At 59.8% G+C, this 21539-nt stretch carries 20 protein-coding genes; 7 read left to right on the top strand and 13 right to left on the bottom strand.

The window, feature by feature from the left end; translation table 11 throughout:
• Positions 1-54 precede the first annotated feature (54 nt).
• Entirely contained in the window at positions 55-552 is a 498-nt protein-coding gene (locus HNQ72_RS06950) for a DUF2244 domain-containing protein (RefSeq protein WP_183990799.1), read from the bottom strand.
• Positions 553-573: 21 nt separating this feature from the next.
• On the opposite strand from HNQ72_RS06950, the gene nth reads away from it, so the two are divergent.
• Positions 574-1368: an endonuclease III gene (nth, locus tag HNQ72_RS06945; protein ID WP_183990797.1), complete on the top strand. Its 795-nt coding sequence runs from the start codon at positions 574-576 to the stop codon at positions 1366-1368.
• Here nth and HNQ72_RS06940 read toward each other — a convergent pair.
• Entirely contained in the window at positions 1346-1924 is a 579-nt protein-coding gene (locus HNQ72_RS06940) for a TetR/AcrR family transcriptional regulator (RefSeq protein ID WP_183990795.1), read from the bottom strand. The genes nth and HNQ72_RS06940 overlap by 23 nt on opposite strands.
• Positions 1925-2013: 89 nt before the next feature.
• Between HNQ72_RS06940 and HNQ72_RS06935 the strand changes: the two genes are divergently transcribed.
• Positions 2014-2439 (top strand): VOC family protein, encoded by a 426-nt coding sequence (locus HNQ72_RS06935; RefSeq protein ID WP_183990793.1) that lies wholly within the window; start codon positions 2014-2016, stop codon positions 2437-2439.
• On the opposite strand, the gene HNQ72_RS06930 is transcribed toward HNQ72_RS06935, so the two are convergent.
• Positions 2436-3149, bottom strand: a complete 714-nt coding sequence (locus HNQ72_RS06930) for a sulfate transporter family protein (RefSeq protein ID WP_183990791.1) — start codon at positions 3147-3149, stop codon at positions 2436-2438. The genes HNQ72_RS06935 and HNQ72_RS06930 overlap by 4 nt on opposite strands.
• 414 nt (positions 3150-3563) lie before the next feature.
• Here HNQ72_RS06930 and mcpU point away from each other — a divergent pair, with 414 nt between their 5' ends.
• Entirely contained in the window at positions 3564-5660 is a 2097-nt protein-coding gene (gene mcpU, locus HNQ72_RS06925; RefSeq protein WP_183990789.1) for a methyl-accepting chemotaxis protein McpU, read from the top strand.
• An 82-nt stretch (positions 5661-5742) separates the two neighbouring features.
• Here mcpU and HNQ72_RS06920 read toward each other — a convergent pair whose 3' ends face one another.
• Entirely contained in the window at positions 5743-6675 is a 933-nt protein-coding gene (locus HNQ72_RS06920) for a LysR substrate-binding domain-containing protein (protein WP_244654312.1), read from the bottom strand.
• A 111-nt stretch (positions 6676-6786) separates the two neighbouring features.
• On the opposite strand from HNQ72_RS06920, the gene HNQ72_RS06915 reads away from it, so the two are divergent.
• Positions 6787-7539 (top strand): SDR family NAD(P)-dependent oxidoreductase, encoded by a 753-nt coding sequence (locus HNQ72_RS06915; RefSeq protein WP_183990785.1) that lies wholly within the window; start codon positions 6787-6789, stop codon positions 7537-7539.
• A gap of 82 nt (positions 7540-7621) precedes the next feature.
• The gene (locus HNQ72_RS06910; protein WP_183990783.1) at positions 7622-8023 is read left to right on the top strand and encodes a nuclear transport factor 2-like protein; all 402 of its coding nucleotides are present in this window, start codon (positions 7622-7624) and stop codon (positions 8021-8023) included.
• 17 nt (positions 8024-8040) lie between these two features.
• Here HNQ72_RS06910 and HNQ72_RS06905 read toward each other — a convergent pair whose 3' ends face one another.
• The 9 genes from HNQ72_RS06905 to HNQ72_RS06865 all read right to left on the bottom strand — a co-directional run bounded on the left by HNQ72_RS06905 (position 8041) and on the right by HNQ72_RS06865 (position 18400).
• On the bottom strand, positions 8041-9621 hold the full coding sequence (locus HNQ72_RS06905; protein ID WP_183990781.1) for an FGGY-family carbohydrate kinase: 1581 nt from the start codon (positions 9619-9621) through the stop codon (positions 8041-8043).
• Positions 9622-9676: 55 nt separating this feature from the next.
• Complete coding sequence (locus tag HNQ72_RS06900; protein WP_244654311.1) at positions 9677-10408, bottom strand: HAD family hydrolase; 732 nt, start codon at positions 10406-10408, stop codon at positions 9677-9679.
• A gap of 8 nt (positions 10409-10416) precedes the next feature.
• Positions 10417-11901 (bottom strand): mannitol dehydrogenase family protein, encoded by a 1485-nt coding sequence (locus tag HNQ72_RS06895; RefSeq protein WP_183990779.1) that lies wholly within the window; start codon positions 11899-11901, stop codon positions 10417-10419.
• A 45-nt stretch (positions 11902-11946) separates the two neighbouring features.
• Positions 11947-12951: an ABC transporter ATP-binding protein gene (locus HNQ72_RS06890; RefSeq protein WP_183990777.1), complete on the bottom strand. Its 1005-nt coding sequence runs from the start codon at positions 12949-12951 to the stop codon at positions 11947-11949.
• A gap of 12 nt (positions 12952-12963) precedes the next feature.
• Positions 12964-13788 (bottom strand): carbohydrate ABC transporter permease, encoded by an 825-nt coding sequence (locus HNQ72_RS06885; RefSeq protein ID WP_183990775.1) that lies wholly within the window; start codon positions 13786-13788, stop codon positions 12964-12966.
• A gap of 11 nt (positions 13789-13799) precedes the next feature.
• Positions 13800-14672, bottom strand: a complete 873-nt coding sequence (locus tag HNQ72_RS06880; RefSeq protein ID WP_183990773.1) for a carbohydrate ABC transporter permease — start codon at positions 14670-14672, stop codon at positions 13800-13802.
• Positions 14673-14873: 201 nt separating this feature from the next.
• Entirely contained in the window at positions 14874-16190 is a 1317-nt protein-coding gene (locus HNQ72_RS06875; protein WP_183990771.1) for an ABC transporter substrate-binding protein, read from the bottom strand.
• A 146-nt stretch (positions 16191-16336) separates the two neighbouring features.
• Positions 16337-17290 (bottom strand): sugar-binding transcriptional regulator, encoded by a 954-nt coding sequence (locus HNQ72_RS06870; RefSeq protein WP_183990769.1) that lies wholly within the window; start codon positions 17288-17290, stop codon positions 16337-16339.
• A 105-nt stretch (positions 17291-17395) separates the two neighbouring features.
• The gene (locus tag HNQ72_RS06865; protein ID WP_183990767.1) at positions 17396-18400 is read right to left on the bottom strand and encodes a sugar-binding transcriptional regulator; all 1005 of its coding nucleotides are present in this window, start codon (positions 18398-18400) and stop codon (positions 17396-17398) included.
• 199 nt (positions 18401-18599) lie between these two features.
• Between HNQ72_RS06865 and tal the strand changes: the two genes are divergently transcribed.
• A complete protein-coding gene (tal, locus tag HNQ72_RS06860; protein WP_183990765.1) occupies positions 18600-19565 on the top strand; it encodes a transaldolase in 966 nt (321 codons plus the stop codon).
• A 194-nt stretch (positions 19566-19759) separates the two neighbouring features.
• Entirely contained in the window at positions 19760-21469 is a 1710-nt protein-coding gene (locus tag HNQ72_RS06855; RefSeq protein WP_183990763.1) for a methyl-accepting chemotaxis protein, read from the top strand.
• The last annotated feature ends 70 nt before the right edge of the window (positions 21470-21539 follow it).

Raw genomic sequence — 21539 nt, 5'->3', positions numbered from 1 at the left:
CGCTCATATGTGCCCTTTCGCCTCCATCGATTCCACCCGTTTCTTGCGCTTTGGTCACAGGCGGCGAGTTACTGTTGCCAGTGCATTGCGGAAGGCTTTGGCAAAACTCTCCCGGTCATCGGGGTTGAGGAAGGAGCCGATATCCGTATCCCTGCCTTCGCCCGTGACATGCATGGAGGTGATGCCGAATTCCTCATGCCGGTTGACGCGGAAACGCGTCCAGAACGGATTGAAGTGGTGCTCGACCATTCGGCCGGTCGGCGAGAATTTGCGGATCAGCACATCGGTCGGCGATACGCGGACTTCCTCGCGCTGCCGGCCGGATCGATAGCTCAGCTTCAGGGCAAAATAGAGAAGCAGAAAATCCGCTCCGAGAAACAGGCCGATCGGCCATGCGCCGGTCACGGTGAAGAAGATGCCGTAAAAGGCGCAGACGGTACCCGAAAGCATGAGCACCAGCTTGAACCCCGTTCGCCCCAGCGACCGGTAGGGTATCAGTTCAGCGGCGAAGACCGGGCGGTCATCCTTTATCGGCGCGTTGCTTTCCATCATGGGGCATGCCTATACAGTCTCATGGCCACTGCGAAACCGAAATCCAGCTCCCTAACTTTGCAAAAGTCAACTCGCGCCCCTGCCAGGAAGGCAGCGGCAAGCAAGACGAAACGCTTCAAATCCGCCTATTCGAAGGAAGAGATGGTGGAGATCTTTCGCCGTTTCTCTATCCAGCGGCCTGAGCCGAAGGGCGAGCTGGAGCATGTGAACCCGTTCACGCTGGTCGTTGCCGTGGCACTATCCGCCCAGGCGACCGATGCCGGCGTCAACAAGGCGACGCGGGCGCTGTTCAAAATAGCCGATACTCCGGAAAAGATGCTGGCGCTCGGTGAAGACGGTGTCATCGCCCATATCAAGACGATCGGGCTTTATCGCAACAAGGCGAAGAATGTCATAGCGCTCTGTCGCATGCTGATCGACGACTTCGGCTCGCAAGTGCCGAAGACGCTCGAGGAGTTGACGCGCCTGCCGGGTGTGGGGCGCAAGACCGCCAATGTGGTGATGTCCATGGCCTTTGGCATCCCGACGCTTGCCGTCGATACACATGTCTTCCGCATCGGCAATCGCTGCCTGATGGCGCCGGGCAAGACGCCGGACGAGGTGGAGGAACAGTTCCTCAAGGTCATCCCCGAGCAATATCTCTTCCATGCGCATCACTGGCTGATCCTGCATGGGCGTTACACCTGCAAGGCGCGCAAGCCGGAATGCGAGCATTGCGTCATAGCCGATCTCTGTCGCTCGCCGGAAAAGACCTTCGATATCCCGGCGCCGCTGGTGGAGTTGCCGCCTCAGTTCATCGGCGAGGCTGCGCAATAAGTCCGTCGAGAAGGGCTGCGATTGCGGCTTCGTAATCGGCGCGCTTTCCTCCGCAATCGATCGCGATTGCGGCTTTCTCAAAGGCCGACGAAATCAGCGATGTCAGAGGGTCTAGAAGCTTGAGGTTTTCCGAGCCTGCCAGCAGATGCGACAGGCCGATCTTCAGGCCTTGTTCGGCAGGGTCTTCTCCTTCGCCATTATCGATCGCGTGCTGGGCGGGGGCTTCCTTTAAGAGCAGCCGCGTGCGGCCCGGCACGGCCATCGCATCGAAATAGGCGGATGCGCCTTGCAGAAGGGCTTCACGCGCTGATGAGGCTTCCGCCGAATGGGCATCGATATCGGCGGCAACGTTGTTCGCCTCGCGCTCGATAACCGCCCAGAACAGTGCCTTCTTGTCCGGAAAATGGTGGTAGAGCGCTCCCCGTGTCACGTCGGCGGCAGCGACGATTTCCGGCGTTGCCGTTTCGGCGTAACCCTTCTCGATAAACAGCTTACGGGCTGCATCCAGCAAAACGGTACGGGTGGCGTCTGTGCGTTCACGATTGCTGCGCGGCATTTCGGCCCTCTATTTACATACAGACAGAATGTATTTTATAAGAAAACATACAGACTGAATGTATCTTAAATCTCAACGGAGGAAAAGAGATGAAGGCAGTCAGCTATTATCCGGTCATCATGACCGCAGATGTTGCCGGAACGGCGGCGTTCTACACCCAGCATTTCGGTTTCGAGGCGCTGTTCTCCGCCGACTGGTATGTTCATCTGCAGTCGAAGGAAAGCGACCATGTGACGCTCGCCATTCTTGATGGCAGCCATGAGACAATCCCGGAAGCCGGGCGCGGCACGGTTTCCGGCCTGCTTTTGAACTTCGAGGTCGAGGACGTCGATGCGGTTTATGAGCGGCTGAAGGCGGCGGGCCTGCCGATACGTCTCGATATCCGGGACGAGGATTTCGGCCAGCGACATTTCATTGCCGCCGACCCGAATGGCGTGCTGATCGATATCATCAAGCCTATCCCGCCGAGTGCGGAATATGCCGCGATGTATGAGGCATCGGCGCTGCCGGATTAGTCTCGAAAGCCGGGATCCCGCGCCGAAAGCGCCTTGTGCAGATGCACCATCAGCCCCGCGGCAAAAAGCGGGGTCAGCAGGTTGACGATCGGGATCGCCAGAAAACCGGCGATCAGCATGCCGGCAAGCAGGACTGTCGAGGCATGTTTCGAGCGGAAGGCACGGGCTTCGGTCGGCGTGCGGAAACGCATTGCGGCAAATTCGAAGAATTCGCGGCCGAGCAGATAACCGTTGACCATGAAGAAGGCGATGAGGTTGACGCCCGGAATGAACAGAAGAAGCAGCGCGATGATGTTGAAGACGATGACGACGCCCAGAAACTTGATCGAGCCGGCGATTGCCTGACCGAGCGGCAGTTCCTTGCCAGGCGGGTCGTTCGGATAGTCGCGTTTTTCGACGACTGCCGCCACATCATCGAGAAACAGGCCGGCGATCAATGCGGTGATCGGGGCGATGAGAAGTGCAAGCCCCAGCGCCAGGCCAATGCTGGCGGCAATGGCTGCGATCAGTGTCACCCATCCGGTCCATTCCGGCATTGTCGGAAGGAAGGCGGCGAACCAGGGCCAGATATAATAGGCAAAGCTCTCTCTGAGCGCGAACCACAGGCCGACGAGAATGAGCAGGGTCAGACCCAGCATCTTCCAGAAGGCGGAGCGGGTCTCCGGTGCGAAAAGGTTGACGAACGCAAGGCGGGCGGCGTCGAGGATCATGCATGGTCTCCGGCGGTTGGCCGGGCAGATGTAGGCAGTGAGGAACGAGAGGGCAAGCAGGGGCATCGCGGTCGAGTGTTGCAAGACGTGATAATTGCAGAAGCGAAGTGTAGCGCGAAGTAAAAGTATGATTAAATGCAATGTGCCTGCGGGTTCGTCTGACGGTTGTTGCGCGTCCTGAAGCAATTTTCTGTTGTGCGTGATATTTGTACGCCCGCACGGCGTGCAATTGCGTATGTTTGTTTTTTATTCAAAGTTTAGAATTTGGTTTTATTCATGCGGATGCTTGCGGTCTTAGCCCGCGTCACGGTCGCATGAAGCGTTCCCGCCCTTGCCTTGCGGCATGTCTCCCCCACTCAGAACAATGCCAACGAGCAGCCGAGTTTATCGGCGCTCATCAGAGGAACACCTCGGTTGACCAAAAGATCAAATCTCATGACGCGTATCCTGCTTGCCGCGTCACTACTCGTCGCGGCTGCCTTCGGCGCCTTTTCGATCTATATCGACAGTCTTCAGCGAGATGGCGTGGCAGAGTCCGTTGCCCGCAACATCGACTCCACCGGCAAACAGGCATCGGAGAGCATCGCCAATTGGCTGAGTGGTCGTTTCATGCTTACCGACACCGTTGCCAAGAACATCGAGAAGAGCACCGACGTTGCGTCGCGTTTCGCCATTCTTGATAACGATGTTCTCGCCAGCCAGTTCGTCTCCACCTATTTCGGCGGCGAGGCCGACGGCGAGATGACGCAGTGGCCCAACCTGCCGCTACCCGCTGATTATGATCCGCGCAAGCGCGGCTGGTACAAGCAGGCCGTTAGCCTGAACGGGCCGGTCCTGACGGAGCCTTATGTTTCGGCGTCCGACAAGAAGTTGATGATCACGGCTGCTATTCCAGTCGAAAAAGACGGCAAGTTCATAGGTGTCGTTGCCAGCGATTTCTCGCTCGATACACTGGTACAGGCTATCAATTCGGTCGATGCAGGACCTGAAGGTCATGCCTTCCTGGTCAACAAGGCCGGCAAGATCCTGCTCCATCCGGACCCGGCTTTCGTCAACAAGACGCTTGCCGACCTGTTTCCAACCGATACACCGAAGATCGGTTCAGAGATTTCCGAGACTGCGATTGCTGACAAGGGCAAGCTCGTGAGCTTCCTGCCGGTTGTCGGCCTGCCGAATGCAGAATGGAGCCTCGGCTTCGTCGTCGACAGGGACAATGCCTATGCTGCTCTCGGTAAGTTCCGTGTTGCTGCTACCATTGCAACCGTGCTTGCGGTCGTCGCCATGATCGCTTTCCTCGCAACGCTTTTAAGCCGCATCGTCATCTCGCCGGTGACCGCCATGACGGCTGCAATGGAAAAGCTTGCAGCCGGCAATCTCGACACTGCCATTCCCGGCCAGGATCGCACCGACCAGATCGGCTCGATGGCTGCGGCGGTTGCCGTGTTCCGTAGCAATGCTGTCGAGCGCCTGCGTCTTGAGGGAGATGCGGAAGAGACACGGACGCTTTCGGAGCGTGAGCGTGGCGAACGCGAACGCGTTTCTGCCCGCAATGCAGCGGATGTGCGTTTTGCCGTCGACGAACTGGCAAAGGGCCTGTCGCATCTTTCCGACGGCGACCTGCAATATCGCATCACCTCTCCCTTCGTGGCCGAACTCGACAGCCTGCGCGAAGACTTCAATACCTCGATCGGCAAGCTGAACGGCGCGCTGACCAGGGTGGGTGACAATGCCCGCAATATCGATGCCGGCGCTTCGGAAATCCGCCATGCGGCCGACGATCTGGCACGCCGCACGGAACAGCAGGCCGCCTCGGTCGAAGAAACCGCTGCAGCACTGGAAGAGATCACCACGACGGTGCGTGATAGTGCCCATCGTGCTGAAGAAGTCGGTCGTCTGGTTAGCCGGACCCGCTCCAACGCCGAAAATTCCGGCAATATCGTACGTGAAGCCGTACGCGCCATGGAAGATATCGAGCGTTCGTCTTCGGAGATCTCCAAGATCATCGGCGTGATCGACGAGATCGCCTTCCAGACCAACCTTCTGGCGCTGAATGCCGGTGTCGAGGCCGCGCGCGCGGGTGAAGCCGGCAAGGGTTTTGCGGTTGTGGCGCAGGAAGTTCGCGAACTGGCCCAGCGTTCCGCCCAGGCGGCGAAGGAGATCAAGGAGCTGATCAACGCATCCGGCACTCTGGTGCAGCAGGGCGTCAGCCGTGTCGGCGAGACCGGTACCAGGTTAGAGGCCATCGTGGCCGAGGTGCAGGAGATCAACGGTCACATCCAGGCGATCGTTACCGCGACCCGCGAGCAGTCGACTGGCCTCAACGAGATCAACACTGCCGTCAATACGATGGACCAGGGCACGCAGCAGAACGCCGCCATGGTCGAGGAACAGACGGCGGCCAGCCATGGTCTGGCGTCGGAAGCCACGGCTCTCAAGACGCTGCTTGCGCAGTTCCGTCTTGGTGCAGCCGTCGTCTCGGATGCTCGCGGATCCTACAGCCGCGCTGCCTGATGGCAATCGACCGGCATATGAATGCCGATCTGCGAAAATCAATGAGGCGGCACATGTGCCGCCTCATTCGTATTTCAGTACCTCACGTCACAGGTATGCGACTTCGGAACTGCGGATCGTCCAGCGCATCCTTGGGGAAATTCGCCGCCAGATGGTCGATGAATTTTCTCACCGCCGGCGGCAGGCCGCGGCGGGTGGTGAAGACAAGATGGACGATGCCGGTGATGCCGCGCCAGGCGGGCAGGATGCGGACAAGCGTTCCGTCTTCCAGCGCCTGACGGCAGGTGTGATCGGGTAGAAGGGCGATACCGAGACCGGCGATTGCGGCCGCGCGGACCGCGGCGAAATCACCGCAGCCCATGCGCGGAGCGTGGCGGACAATGTGCCTTCGGTCGTCATCGGTTTCCAGATGCCATTCCAGTTCGCTCGCATCGTCGCTGGTTGCGAGTGTCGGCAGGGAGGCGAGCTGTTCGATACTGGCTACCCGGCTGGCGAGTTGCGGGCTTGCAACGAGAATACGGATCGATTTGCCGAGCGAGCGCATGGTGAGCGATGCGTCACTGTCGATTGTGGTGCGGACGCGCAGCGCAATGTCTATCCGTTCCTCGATGAGATCGACCGGCCTGTCGACCGCCACGAGCTGCAGCTGCACTTTCGGGTGGCGGTCTAGGAATGTGTTGACCAGACCCGATATCGGCTCGACCAGTCCGGTCGGGCAACTGAAGCGCACCAGGCCTTCCGGTTCCGATTTCGCTTCGGCCACGAGAGCCTGCGCCAGTTCCGCCTCGGCGAGCATGGCCTTGCAGCGCTGATAGAAGACCTGTCCCACATCCGTCACCCGGAAGCGGCGGCTTGAACGTTCGATCAGGCGCACGCCGAGCCGAGTCTCCAATCCTGCCACGCGGCGGCTGAGCTTGGATTTCGGTTCGCGCAGCGCGCGCCCGGCGGGGGCAAAACCGCCATGGGCGACCACTTCAGCGAAATAGACAAGATCATTCAGATCGAGGCGCATCATCGTTCTCCATATGGAACGATGAGTGTCGATTTTGCCGACTTTCGAAATCATCGTTCCAGATGCATTTCTTATCCAGCGGAAAACGAACCGCAAGATTAAAGGAGAAAGACAATGGCTCAGAGATTTGAAAACAAGGTCGTCATCGTTACCGGCGGCACCAGCGGTATCGGACTTGCCACTGCCAAGGCGTTTGCCGGCGAGGGTGCTTCGGTGTTCATTACCGGCCGTCGTCAGGACGCGCTCGATGCTGCCGTCAAGACCATTGGTGGTCGCGTGACCGGCGTACAGGGCGACATGGGCAAGCTTGCCGATATCGACCGGCTTTATGATGCGGTCCAGCAGAAGCACAGCCATATCGACGTCGTCTTCGCCAATGCCGGCGGTGGTGGATTTGCAGCGCTCGGCTCGATCACCGAAGAGCATTACCAGTCGACTTTCGACAGCAATGTGAAGGGTGTGCTGTTCACCGTGCAGAAGGCTTTGCCGCTGATGCGTGATGGCGGTTCGATCGTGCTGACCTCATCGACGACCAGCATTTCCGGCACGCCTGCCTTCAGCGTCTATTCCGCCACCAAGGCCGCGATCCGCAGCTTCGCCCGCAACTGGATCCTCGACCTGAAGGACCGCCATATCCGGGTCAATGCCGTCAGCCCCGGTGTCACCGACACGGCCGGCCTGAACGAACTGTTCGGCGGCGGTGCGCAGGCGGAAGGCACGAAGGATTATCTGGCAAGCCTGATCCCTGCCGGCCGCGTCGGTCAGCCGGAAGAGATCGCCAAGGCGGTGCTGTTCCTTGCCTCGGACGATGCAAGCTTCGTCAATGGCGTCGAACTCTTCGTCGATGGTGGTCAGGTGCAGATCTGAGGCCTGCCTGAACGTTGAAGCTCATCCGCGCGTCCCGAATGTATCCCAAGCGGACGCGTGGCTTTCCTCAAGGAGACTGACGATGACTTACGACATTGCGACACTGCTGAAGCGCAATCTGCAGGAGGTTTTCGGCGAGGCTGATGAGGCGCGCCGGCAGGCTGTTGCTGCGGAAATCTTCACGCCGGATGCGGAATTCCACGAGCCGCACGGGATCTATCGCGGGCCAGTGGAGATCGCGCGGATCGCGGGTGTGATCCGTGCGTCCCATCCGGATTATCGCTACAGCGAGCTCGGCCCGGCTGAAGTTCTGCAGGAAACGGCGGGCAGGGTGCGCTGGGTTTCCGGTCTGCCCGGCGAGCCGCCAGCCTATGCCGGGACCGACTTCATCATTGCTCGCGACGGGCAGATCAGCGGGCTTTACCTGTTCTTCGATCCGCTGCCGGGTGCAGGCGAGATATCGCAGGATAAATCCCGGACATAAGCGGGGTCACCCGAACTTCAGGCCAGTTCCCTCAATTCCTCACGATGGCGGACCATGGTGAGGAAGCGGCGGTAATCGCGGTCGTATGCGGCCTTGCGGGTGAGGTTCGGCAGATATTCGGTGCCGCCCGCCTGCATGGCCTCGCCGGCGGCAAAGAGAGAGGAATGCAGGCCACCGGCGACTGCGGCGGTCATGGCGGTGCCAAGCAGGACTGCGTCACTTGTCTGCGGCACCACGACCCGGCAGCCGGTGACATCGGCGTAAAGCTCGACGAGCAGCGGGTTGTTCACATGGCCGCCGGTGACATGCAGGGTTTCGAAACGATAACCGAAACCGACCATGGTATCGAGGATGTGGCGGATGCCGAGCGCGATCGCCACGCAGCTGCGCCAATAGCGGCGGCACAGTCCATCGAAGGACGTGTCGAGGGTAAGGCCGGTGATGACGCCGCGGACATGCGGATCGGCCAGCGGCGAACGGTTACCGTGGAAATCCGGCAGGATATGCAGGTTGGGGGCGATATCGCCGTCCGTCTCAAAGCGGAGTTCTGCAATGCGGGCGATGATGCGGCCATGCAGATCCGAGGTCGGCTCGCCGCCTGCTGCATGCATCTGGACGATATGATCGAGCAGCGCACCTGCCGCCGACTGACCGCCTTCGACGAGCCAATGTTTGGGCAGGACCGCTTCGTAATAGGGACCCCAGAGGCTGCGGCCCGGTTTCGGATCGCGTGAGAAGGCGACGATACAGCTGGATGTGCCGCCGATCAGCGCAACGCTGGTTTCGAGTTCCGCATTGCTGGCAGCACCGGCAAGCGCACCGAAGGCGCCGGCATAGGCATCGATCAGGCCGGGGGACACTTCGACTTGCGTATCGAGGCCAAGCTGCGAAGCTGCTTCTTCCGACAGTTTGCCGAGGCTGGAGCCAACTTCGGCAGTGCCTTCCGGCAGCCCGGCTTTTTCCTTGAGGTCTTCGAGGTAGGCGAGCTTCAGGTAATCGCTTTTCCAGCCGGGCGTCTCATGCGCCAGATAGTTCCATTTGGCGGTGACGGTGCAGCGCGAGCGTTCGGCCGATCCGGTTGCCTTCCAGGTGAGGAAGTCGGCCAGATCGAAGATGAAACCGGATTTTTCCCAGCTTTCCGGTCGGTTTTGCTTCAGCCATTTCAGCTTCGGCATTTCCATTTCGGGCGATAGCGAACCGCCGGAGAAATCCAGGACGTGATGGCCGGAGGCGGAGAGTTCGTCGGCTTCGCGGATCGCGCGGTGATCGTGCCAGACGATCGTGTCCTGCTCGGGCGCGCCGGTGGTGGAAACGGAAAGCGGCTTGCCGTCCCGGTCGCGCATGACGAGCGAACAGGTGGCGTCGAAGCCGATTGCGGCGATGCTTGAAGGCTCGATGCTGGCCTCGGCCATCGCGGCTTTCACGGCATGGCAGGTGGCGGCCCAGATATCCTGCGAGGAATGTTCGGCATGGCTTTCCCTGGGGCGAAACATCCGGATCGGATGTTTGGCCTTGGCAAGCATTCGGCCACTGCTGTCGAAAACGCCGGCACGCGCGCTGGTCGTGCCGATATCGACCGCAACGAGGTGATCACGCATCCAGATCTGTTTCCTGTCCCTGTACCGCTCGCGGCAAACTCTTCCTCAATGACGATCAGACCGCCCGTTGGGAAGACTTTCCTCCGCGACCCTCCATGTGGTTTTTTACAAGGTGGAGCAAATCCGGCATGGCGTCAAATATGAGATCGGGCGAAAGTTCGTCGATCCGTTCACGATATCCAGGGACGCAGGCATGCGATCCGCCGGTAAAGGCGAAAACGGTCATTCCGGCGCGCTGCGCCGCCTCGATGCCGGCGGGGCTGTCCTCGATGACGATGCAGTTTGCGGGCGTTACGCCCATCTGCTCGGCGGCATGGAGGAAGAGATCCGGCGCGGGCTTGCCGTTCTTGACCATGGAGGCGCTGAATATATGCGGCTCCAGCTTGTCGAGAATGCCGGTTATGCTGAGCGACAGGCGGATGCGCTCCGGCTGGCTGGAGGATGCAACGCAGCGCGGCAGGTTCAAAAGCGCCAGACCATCGAGCGTTTCGGCAATGCCGTCGATCGGCTGAAGGTCGGTCTTGAACAGATCGTAGAGATCGAGACGCAGCGTTTCGAGGAATTCCGGGCCGGTGTGGAAATCGTATTCCTCGTCCATGACCTGCCGCATGGTGGCGAGGCTGCGGCCGAGGAAGCGCTGGTAGGCTTCCTCCTCGGCCATGTCGATACCGTGGCGGTTGAGCGCTTCGACCAGAACCCTGACCGAAAGCGGTTCGCTGTCGACGAGCACGCCGTCGCAGTCGAAAATCACCAGAGGTCCGCTGTTCAGCAAAGCCTTATCCGCCACGTTTCACCTCATTCCTGAACCAGCTTGTCGTCGAGATAGAGCTGCAGGGTCTTTGCAGTCCCTTCGCTCCATAGCGTCTTCAATGCATGGGCGAAACGCTTGCGGAACAGTTCGTTGTTGGAAACCTCGCCGAAGATCTCATCGAAGACGAGGAAGGCTGCCGGATCGTCCTTGGCCTTGAGGGCTGCGGCCTGCAGCTTCTCTGCGCTGGCATCGTTGAAAACGATCTTGCGGCCGCTATCCGACGTGCCGGCGAAGTAGCGGCACCACAGTGCCGAGACCAGCGACAGGCCGATAATGTCGTCGCCCTTGGCGAGGCGATCGCGGGTCGAAGGCAGGATGAATTTTGGCTGGCGGTTGGAGCCATCCTGCGCCAGGCGCGGAATGGTGTCGCCGATCTTCGGATTGAGGAACCGGCGCTCGATCAGATCGAAATATTCGTCGAGATTGGTATCCGGGACCGGCGGCACGATCGGGATGATCTCTTCCTTCTCGAGCTTGGCCAGGAAGGCGCGGATCAGCGGGTGTTCCATCGCCTCGTGGACGAAGTGGATGTCGAGCAGCTCGCCCGGATAGGCGATCGTCGCGTGGCCGCCATTGAGGATGCGGATCTTCATCAGTTCGTAGGGAGCAACGTCGGGAACGAACTGGACGCCGACCTCTTCCAGCGCCGGGCGGCCTGCGGGGAAGTTGTCTTCCATGACCCACTGCTTGAATTCTTCGCAGAAGACCGGCCAGTTGTCGTCGATGTTGAAGTCGTTCTTCAGGATGTCGATTTCGCGGGGGCCGGTTGCCGGTGTGATGCGGTCGACCATCGAGTTCGGGAAGGCGACATTGCCGTGGATCCACTCGGCAAAGGCCGGGTCGGACATTTTGGCGAGGCCGATGACGGTGTTTTCCGTGACGTGGCCGTTACCCGGAATGTTGTCGCAGGACATGATGGTGAAGGGCTGCACGCCACGTTCGCGGCGAAGCTTCAGGCCGGCGAGGATGAGGCCGAAGACCGTCTTCGGGGAAGCCGGGTTCTGGCCGTCCTCGACCATGGCCGGATGGGCCGGGTTGAAGTGGCCGGCAGCGTCGATGAAATAACCGCCTTCGGTGATCGTCATGGAAACGATGCGGATCGCCGGGTCGGCGAGTTTTTCGATCAGGGCGTCTTTCTGGTCGGGTGCGATGACGTCGATCATTGGGGCGGTAACGCGTGCGCCCGTCTTGTTGTTGTCCTGTTCGACGACGGTGGTCAGGTAATCCTGAGCCTTGAGCTTGTCGCGCATAGCGGCGTCGGAGGGCATGACGCCTGCGCCGATCAGCGCCCAGTCGTGACCCTTGCCGGTGTTGAACAGGTCGTCGAGATAGACGGCCTGATGGGCGCGGTGGAAATTGCCGACGCCGAAATGGATGATGCCCGGCGTCAGGCTTTTAGGATCGTAAGCGGGCACAGCGGCGGTTGCTGCGGCATCCTTGAGGCTTGCCAGCGAAAGCTTCACAGTCATTTTCTCATACTCCGGTTGGCCTCATTGTCAGGCCGGTAGGATCCATCAGGCCTTGATAGCAAGGCCCTTGTCGTCGAAACGGTGCAGTTTGGTTTCATCCGGCGTCAGGTAGACGGTGTCGCCGTGATGGGCGCCGAACTCGCCGCTGGCGCGTGCGGTCATCTGGCCGATGCCTTCGACATCGAGATGCAGGAAAGTGTCGGCGCCGAGATGTTCGGCAACGGTGACCTTGCCCTTCCAGGTGCCGCTTTCCTTCGACAGCGTCAGATGCTCGGGACGGATGCCGGCGGTGACGGCACCCTTGGATCTGGCATAGTCGCCGGTGATCAGGTTCATCCGCGGCGAACCGATGAAGCCCGCCACGAACAGGTTGCGCGGCGTCAGATAGAGTTCCATCGGGGAGCCGACCTGCTCGATATTGCCGCGATTGAGCACGACGATCTTGTCGGCCATGGTCATGGCTTCGATCTGGTCGTGGGTGACGTAGATCATCGTCGTCTTCAGCTGATTGTGAAGATCGCTGATTTCCAGACGCATCGTGCCGCGAAGCGCTGCATCGAGGTTGGAGAGCGGCTCGTCGAAGAGGAAGGCGGAGGGTTCGCGGACGATGGCGCGACCGATCGCGACACGCTGGCGCTGACCGCCGGAAAGCTGCGACGGGCGGCGTTCCAGATAGTCGGTGAGGTTCAGAACCTTGGCGGCGGCCTCGACCTTCTTGTCGATCGCCGACTGTTCCATCTTCGCCATCTTCAGCGGGAAGGCGATGTTCTTGCGGACGCTCATATGCGGGTAGAGCGCATAGGACTGGAAGACCATGGCGAGACCACGTGCGGCAGGGGCCGCTTCCGTCACATCCTTGCCGTCGATGGTGATGGTGCCGCCGGTCAGGTCTTCAAGGCCGGCGATCAGGCGCAGGAGCGTGGACTTGCCGCTGCCCGAGGGGCCGACGAAGACGACGAATTCGCCTTCCTTGATTTCCAGATCGACCGACGGGATGACCTTGGCTTCGCCGAAGTGTTTCTGGACGTTCTTAAGAGTAATGCTGCCCATGATCGGAATTCCTTACTTAACCGCGCCAAACGTGAGGCCGCGAACGAGTTGCTTCTGGCTGAACCAGCCGAGGATGAGGATCGGCGCAATCGCCATGGTCGAAGCTGCCGAGAGCTTTGCCCAGAACAGACCCTGAGGCGACGAGAAGGAGGCGATGAAGGCCGTCAGCGGCGCCGCATTGGTGGTCGTCAGCTGAATGGTCCAGAAGGCTTCGTTCCAGGCAAGGATGATGTTGAGAAGCAGGGTCGAGGCAATGCCCGGAACCGCCATCGGGGTCAGCACATAGACGATCTCTTTCCAGAGGCTTGCACCATCCATGCGCGCTGCTTCCAGGATCTCGCCGGGGATTTCGCGGAAATAGGTGTAGAGCATCCAGATGACGATCGGCAGGTTGATCAGCGTCAGCATGATGGTCAGGCCGACGCGGCTGTCGAGCAGGCCGAAGGTGCGGAAGATGATGAAGATCGGCAGGAGAACCGCGACCGAGGGCATCATCTTGGTCGAGAGCATCCACATGAGGATGTCCTTCGTCCGTTTGGTCGGGGCGAACGCCATGGCCCATGCGGACGGGATGGCAATGATCAGCGCCAGGATGGTGGAGCCGACCGAGAGGATCACCGAGTTCATGAACGGCTTGAAGTAGTCACGCTGCGTCTGAACCGTGACGTAGTTCTCGAACGTGCCCGACGGGATGAGCGAGAAGCCGGCAATGGCTTCCTGCTCGGTCTTGAGGCTGGTGATGACCGCATAGAGGATCGGGAAGAAGATGAGCAGAGCCACGACCCAGGCGGCGATGCTCCAGCCGATCTTTTGTCCGGTGGAAACTGAACGAGCCATGATCTTCTCTCCTACTTGTCCAGGTTCTTGCCGACGGCGCGCATCAGGAAGATGGCGACGATATTGGCGAGAACGACTGCGATGATACCGCCTGCGGCACCGCCGCCGACGTCGTAACCGAGACGCGCGGTGCGGTAGATCAGGAAGGTGAGGTTGGTCGATGCGTAACCCGGGCCGCCATTGGTGGTGACGAGGATTTCCGCATAGATGCCGAGCAGGAAGATCGTCTGGATCAGGATGACGACGGTGACGGCGCGCGAAAGATGCGGGATCGTCAGGTAGATGAAGCGGTTGAAGAAGTTGGCGCCGTCCATTTCGGCTGCTTCCTTCTGCTCGCTGTCGAGGGACTGCAGAGCGGTCAGCAGGATCAGGGTCGCAAAAGGCAGCCACTGCCAGGCGACGATGATGATGACCGAGAAAAGCGGATATTGCGCGAACCAGTCGATCGGCTGAAGTCCGAAGAACTTGGCGATGTCGGCAAACACACCATAACCCGGATGCATGATCATGTTCTTCCAGATCAATGCAGCTACCGGCGGCATGACGAAGAAGGGCGAGATCACCAGGATGCGGACGATGCCCTGGCCGAAGATCGGCTGGTCGATCAGGAGCGCGATCGCGGTACCACCGATGACGGTGATGGCCAGCACGCCGAGAACCAGCAGCAACGTATTCCAGATCGACTGGAAGAAGGCCGGATCGGTGTAGAAATACTGATAATTGAAGAAGCCTGCGAACGATACATTCATCGGTGTCAGCAGGTTGTAGTTCTGGAAGGAGTAGTACAGCGTCATTGCGAGCGGTACGGCCATCCAGATCAGAAGAACGACGACGGAGGGCGCCATCATAAGGCGTGCCAACGTCCTGGTGTTCTGCGTTGCCATCTTAAAAAACCTCCCCGGAGCTTTGGCTCTCATTGCCGTCGTGGCGTCCTCATGGAACGTCAGCGCGGAAGCATGATCTTGTTTTTATAGGGTAGCTTGTGGATACGACGAGAGGCGCGGCTTCCGGTCGTTCTGGTTTCCGTCTGAGGCGGGCTGCCCGGCAAAGGCGCCGGACAACCCTTATCCTTGGGAGGAAATCCCTTACTTGATGTAGCCGGCGCGAGTCATGTCGCGGGTAGCCGTTGCCTGAGCAGCGGCAAGCGCGTCGTCGACCGTGGACTGGCCGGCGATGACAGCCGAGAAGAGCTGACCGACAGTGGTGCCGAGAGCCTGGAACTCAGGGATCGCGACGAACTGGCCACCGGTGTAAGGCACCGGCTTGACGGTCGGCTTGGTGATGTCGGCAGCGTCCATAGCAGCAAGCGTCGGAGCTGCGAAGGCTGCTTCCTTCTGGTAGTCCGCGTTCTTATAGAGCGAAGTGCGCGTGCCCGGAGGAACGTTTGCCCAGCCTTCCTTGGAAGCGACGAGAGCGGTGTATTCCTTGCTCGTTGCCCAGGAGATGAACTTCTGCGCGGCTTCAGCCTTCTGCGAGGATGCCGGAACGGCGAGGTTCCACGACCACAGCCAGTTGCCGTGGTTCTTCACGCCTTCCTTGGACGGGAAGATTGCGTAACCGACCTTGTCGGCAACCTTCGAGTCCTTCGGGTTCGATACGAAGGATGCGGCGACGGTCGCGTCGATCCACATGCCGCACTTGCCCTGCTGGAACAGCGTCAGGTTTTCGTTGAAACCGTTCGAAGAAGCACCGGCCGGGCCGGCTTCCTTCATCAGGTCGGCATAGAACTGCAGCGATGCCTTCCACTCCGGCTGATCGAACTGAGGCTTCCAATTCTCGTCGAACCAACGGCCGCCGAAGGAGTTGTTGAGCGCAGACACGAAGGCCATGTTTTCGCCCCAGCCGGCCTTGCCGCGAAGGCACATGCCCGAGACATCATTGTCGCGATCGGTGATCTTCTTCGCCGCATCAGCGATGAATTCCCAGGTCGGGCTTTCCGGCATCTTCAGGCCGGCTTTTTCGAACAGGTCCTTGCGGTACATGATCATGGCGGATTCGCCGTAGAACGGAGCCGCGTAGAGCTTGCTGTCGACAGACAGACCGCCGCGGATTGCCGGCAGAAGGTCGTCCATGTCATACTTGTCGCCGAGACCGTCGAGCGGCAGGAGCCACTTCTGCTTGGCCCAGATCGGGACTTCGTAATTGCCGATGGTGACGATGTCATACTGACCGCCGTTTGCGGCGATGTCGGTGGTGACGCGCTCGCGAAGAACGTTTTCTTCCAGCGTGACCCAGTTTACCTGGATGTCCGGGTTCGCCTTCGTGAACTCGGACGTGAGGCCCTGCATGCGGACCATGTCGCCGTTGTTGACGGTGGCGATTGTGAGGGTTTCAGCCGATGCGGCGGTGGCAACAAAAGCCATGGCCGAGCAGGCGCCCAGCAAAAAGGTCTTCAATGTCATATCTTCCTCCCGAGAAGATGATTGCGAGCATTCGCTTTGCTCGTGGGCAATTACTTATCAGGAGTTGACGGAAGTCAACACGGATTCGTCGCTGCACTGCGATTAAACCGTTTTAAGATATTGTATTTAAATGTAAAAATTTTTGCTCACAGGCGGAGCAACTGCTCAGCAGAAGCTTCGTCGGTAATGATACCGTTGATCAGCTTGCCGCGAAGCGCTGCCGCGATGGCCTTGATTTTGCGCTGTCCTTTCGCGATTCCAATCACCGCGCTCGTGTAGCGGGACGGGATCGGGACACTGGCGACACGCTCATTGACGGCATTCTCCAAAAGTCGCCCCTGCTGGTCGTAGACCCAGCCACAGATTTCGCCCGCCGCGCCACTTTCGACGAGGCTCTGCATTTCTTCGCGACCCAGAAAGCCATCGACACAGAGCGGGCCTTCGACGCCCAGTTCGCCGATGCCGACGAAGGTGGCGGCTGCCTCCGCGCCAAGCGCCAGAGTTGAGCGGACAAGTGCCTGATCGTGCAAAGTCTCACGCTCTTCCGCCGAGGAACAGAGAACGGGAAGCGGCATGGGAAAATGGCGGGCCTTGATGGCATCCGCCATCGAGAAGATGACGTTGTAGAATGCGGCCGATCCATCCGGGCCGATATTGCCGGTGAGCGAGACGATGCGATGCTGCGGGCATTCCATCGGCGGCAACTGATCGACCGCGGCCTTCAAGGTACGGCCTGTGCCGACCGCGAGCACGATCGGCTCCGGCCGTCTGAGCCATCGCTCGATCTCGGCGGCCGCAGCCTCGGCAATGCCGGTGGTCGATGATGATCCGGACGGGTCGCTCGGCACGACTTCCGCATGGCGCAGACCGTATTTTTCCTTCAGTCGTTCGGCCAGTTCCAGGCAGGCGGCGATCGGATGGTCGAGCCTGACCTTGATCAGGCGCTCGGCAACCGCGAGCGAGACGAGACGCTGCGCCGATTGCCGGGAAATGCCCATGGCGGCCGCTATTTCGTCCTGGGTTCGACCGGCGACGTAATAGAGCCAGCCAGCCCTCGCCGCATCATCCAGCCGTCCCTGGGTGTCAGACCGTTTTGCCATGGCAGAAATCTCCTCCTCCAATTTGCTGCCATTTTTTTCGACCGTCTGTCAAACAGTTGGCAAACATCAGGCAGCTGCATCCACGAAAAGCCGTGCGGGAGATTGTCAGCTCTCCGCTGCGGTTGCCGGTTCCGATGCGGCGAGCCGGAGCAGTTCCTTTGCCGCCGTCTCGTCGGTGATCAGCGTGTTGCAGCCGATACGGCGGATCGTGGCGCGGATGGCGACGGCGCGGTGGGAGCCGCCGGAGGAAAGGACGATATGTTTTGCCTTCTTCAACGTGTCGAGATCGACCGACATGACGCGTTCGTTCAAGGCGTGGTCGACGGAGCGGCCTTCCTCATCGAGGAAGTTGAACATCGTATCGCAGACGCAGCCGGCGGCGATGAGACGGTCCAGCTCTTTCTTCGAAATGAAGCCTTCCGAGAGCGAGGTGGAGTGCGGGCCGATGTCGCCGCAACTGACGACGGCGAGATCGAGATTCTCGGCAAGGTTGTAGATGGTGTCGAGGCCGCATTTGTCGATCAGGGCGCGTTTGGTGGCAACCGTATCGACGAGAAGAGGGGCGAGGAACATGTAGCATTCTGCGCCCAACTGCCCGGCAAAACGCCAGGTGAAATCGATCGGGTTCGTCTGGTGGACGGCGACGATGCCACCGAGCAGCGAGACGACCTTGACGTTGTTGTGGCGCGCGGGGCGGAAGCTGGAGAGCGAGGCCGTCATGGTACGGCCCCAGCCGACGCCGATGGTCATGTCATCCTGGATGACATCGGAGAGGAATTGCCCGAGCGCGAGGCCAACTGCACCTGCCAGCGCATCCGCGCTGCTGTTGCGCGGTGTCGGAACGACAACCGCTTCATCGAGCCCATAGGCCTTTTCCAGCTGGATTGCGAGTTCGACGCAGCTTTCGACGCCTTCCGAAATCCAAATCTGCACCTCGGAGCGCTTCATGGCCTCGTCGAGCATGCGAATGACGGTCGAGCGGCTGACGCCCAGTCGCTCTGCCACATCCTTCTGGGTGAGGCCCTGATTGTAATAAAGCCATGCAGCGCGAAGCCTCTGGGAGGTCGCATCGGAATAGGTCGTATGGCTCTCGCGTCTCAATCTTGCCAAGGGCGCTCAATCCTCCCGAAAAGCGGAATATTCAATTCCTGCGCGTCCGGTCATGATATCGTCTTCATTGGAACATATGTCAATTGAGAAGGACAAATGTCTTGACTTCTTTACCTTCCGCGGATGTTATCTAGATAACATGCCAGAGGAGCAAAATCGGTGCCTCCAGCACCGACAGCCATCAGTGAGGACCATTCGGATGACGTCAAAACTAGAGCAACTTCGTTCCATGACCACCGTCGTCGCCGACACCGGCGATATCGAAGCCGTTGCCCGCCTCAAGCCGGTCGATTGCACCACCAACCCTTCGATCGTTCTGAAGGCGATCGGCACGTCGATCTTTGCCGACAAGGTGAAGGAAGGCGTTGCCTGGGGCCGCAAACAGGGCGGCAATAATGAAGCGATTGCGGTTGCGGTTGCCGATCGTCTGGCGATCGATGTCGGTGCAGCACTTGCCGGCATCGTTCCGGGTCGCGTCTCGACCGAAGTCGACGCCGATCTTTCGTTTGACACGGAAGCCTCGATCAAGAAGGCACATGACATCATTGCTGCCTACAAGGCACGCGGTATCGAGCGCGAGCGTATCCTGATCAAGCTCGCCTCCACCTGGGAAGGTATCAAGGCCGCCGAAGTGCTGCAGGCCGAAGGTATCGATTGCAACCTGACGCTGCTGTTCTCCCACGCCCAGGCCGTCGCCTGCGCGGACGCCAAGGCATTCCTGATCTCGCCCTTCGTCGGCCGCATTCTCGACTGGTACAAAAAGTCGACGGGCCAGGACTACACGGCTGAGACCGATCCGGGCGTCGTTTCGGTTCGTTCGATCTATAACTACTACAAGGCAAACGGCATCTCCACGATCGTCATGGGCGCCTCCTTCCGCAACACGGGCGAGATCGAAGCGCTGGCCGGTTGCGACCGCCTGACGATTGCGCCGAACCTGCTCGACGAGCTGGACAAGGCCGAGGGTACGCTGGAGCGCAAGCTTTCGCCGGAGAAGTTCGAAGCCGTCGCGCCGATCAAGATGGACGAGAAGACCTTCCGCTGGATGCTGAACGAAGACCAGATGGCGGCCGAAAAGCTTTCGGACGGTATCCGCCTGTTCAACAAGGACCTGATTGCGCTGCGCAACCTTGTCAGCAAGGAACTGCAGCTCGCTGCCGCCTGATCATAGAACCACCGCCAGAATATAGAAAAGGCTCGCCGCGAGGCGGGCCTTTTTCATGGGCGAGTAGTCTTCCGGTTGTGAAAGCGACGGCGCTCCAGGACGCCGTAAAGTTGAACGCGATCAATTGCTTAATTAACTTAAACTTTATTAAAGGTGGATAGTCTTGCCGCAAAATTAGCCAAGCGGAGATATCCATGGTCGGTTTGCCTTTCGGCCACATGCAGTCCAACGCAGCCCTTGTCGAGGCGCTCAATCGCTCGCAGGCGATCATCGAGTTCGACCTCAAAGGCATCATTCTGACCGCCAACGAGAATTTCTGCCGGACGGTCGGATATTCGCTGTCCGAGATCGTCGGCAAGCACCATCGCATCTTCGTCGATCCGGCCGATGCGGCTTCGAAGGACTATGCGGATTTCTGGGCGGGATTGGCCAAGGGTAAGTTCGACCAGGGTAAATACAAGCGTTTCGGCAAGAGCGGTCGCGAGGTCTGGATCGAGGCTTCTTACAATCCGCTTTTCAAGGGCAACAAACCCTACAAGGTGGTGAAGATCGCCACGGACATCACGGCGTCACGCAAGGATGCGCTGGAAAACCGCGGCAAGCTGGCAGCGCTGTCGCGGGCGCAGGCGGTGATCGAGTTCACGCCGGAAGGCGAGATCATCACGGCGAACGAGAATTTCCTCAATGCGCTGGGCTATCAGCTGGGCGAGATCGTCGGGCGGAATCATTCGATGTTCTGCGAGCCGGATTATGCGCGCTCCGCTGAATACAAGCAATTCTGGCAGGAGCTTCGCGCAGGCCGGTTCTCCACCGGGCAGTTTACCCGGGTCAATAGACAGGGCGAGCCGATCTATATCCAGGCTTCCTACAATCCGATCATCGACGACAGCGGCCGCGTGCTCAAGGTGGTGAAGTTTGCGACGGATGTTTCCGAGCGCATGACTGTGGTGAAGGAACTGGGCGCCGGACTCGGCCGTCTTGCCGACTGCAATATCCGCCAGACGATCGACGTACCGTTCAGCTCCGAATTCGAACCGCTACGGCGGGACTTCAACGTTTCCATCGGCGCGTTCCAGGAGACGTTGATGGGTGTGCTGAGACAGACCGGCATGCTGAACGGCTCAAGCCAGGAGATGCATGAGGCTGCCGACCAGATGTCTGCCCGCACCAAGGAGCAGGCGGCATCGCTGGAGGAGGCCTCCGCGGCCTTGGAGCAGGTGACCTCGACCATTCGCGCATCGTCTGCCAACACCGTCGAGACGCGCAAGCTGGTGAAGAACGCATTGGAGGCTGCAACGGCTTCGTCCACCGTCGTCAAGGAAACCATCACGGCGATGAAGCGGATCGAGGATGCGTCGGGCGAGATCACCAAGATTATCGGCGTGATTGACGAGATCGCATTTCAGACCAATCTCCTGGCGCTCAATGCCGGCGTGGAGGCCGCACGGGCGGGTGAGGCGGGCAAGGGGTTTGCCGTCGTCGCGCAAGAAGTGCGCGAGCTTGCCCAGCGCTCTGCAACCGCCGCCAAGGAAATCAAGACGCTGATCGATAAGTCGGGCCGCGAAGTGACGGAAGGCGTGCGACTGGTGGACGAGACCGGCTCGGCGCTGCACGAAATCGAGACGTTTGTCGCGTCGATCGACAGCAATGTTCAGTCATTGGCGACGGCGGCGCAGGAACAGGCAACCGGCCTTTCGGAGATCAACAGCACGGTTTCGCAGCTCGACCGGATGACACAGCAGAATGCGGTCATGGTGGAAAAGACGACGACGATCAGCCGGTCACTGGCGGCGGGTGCCGCGCAACTTGTCGAACTGGTCAATCATTTCAAGCTGAACCGCCGCCAGCGCATCCGTGAACCGGACGCGGTGACCGGGCAGGCCGGTTCGAAGCAGGCGGCCTGACGGGACAACTGCAACACTGAAATATTTCGAAACAAATCTGCAATCAGCGAGATGATGTTCGCCGGTAAAT

Origin of the sequence: Aliirhizobium wenxiniae (assembly GCF_014201355.1) — a bacterium.
Lineage (GTDB): Bacteria > Pseudomonadota > Alphaproteobacteria > Rhizobiales > Rhizobiaceae > Neorhizobium > Neorhizobium wenxiniae.
The sequence above is the reverse complement of the archived record's forward strand: the minus strand, read 5'-3'. Positions and strand labels throughout refer to the sequence as shown.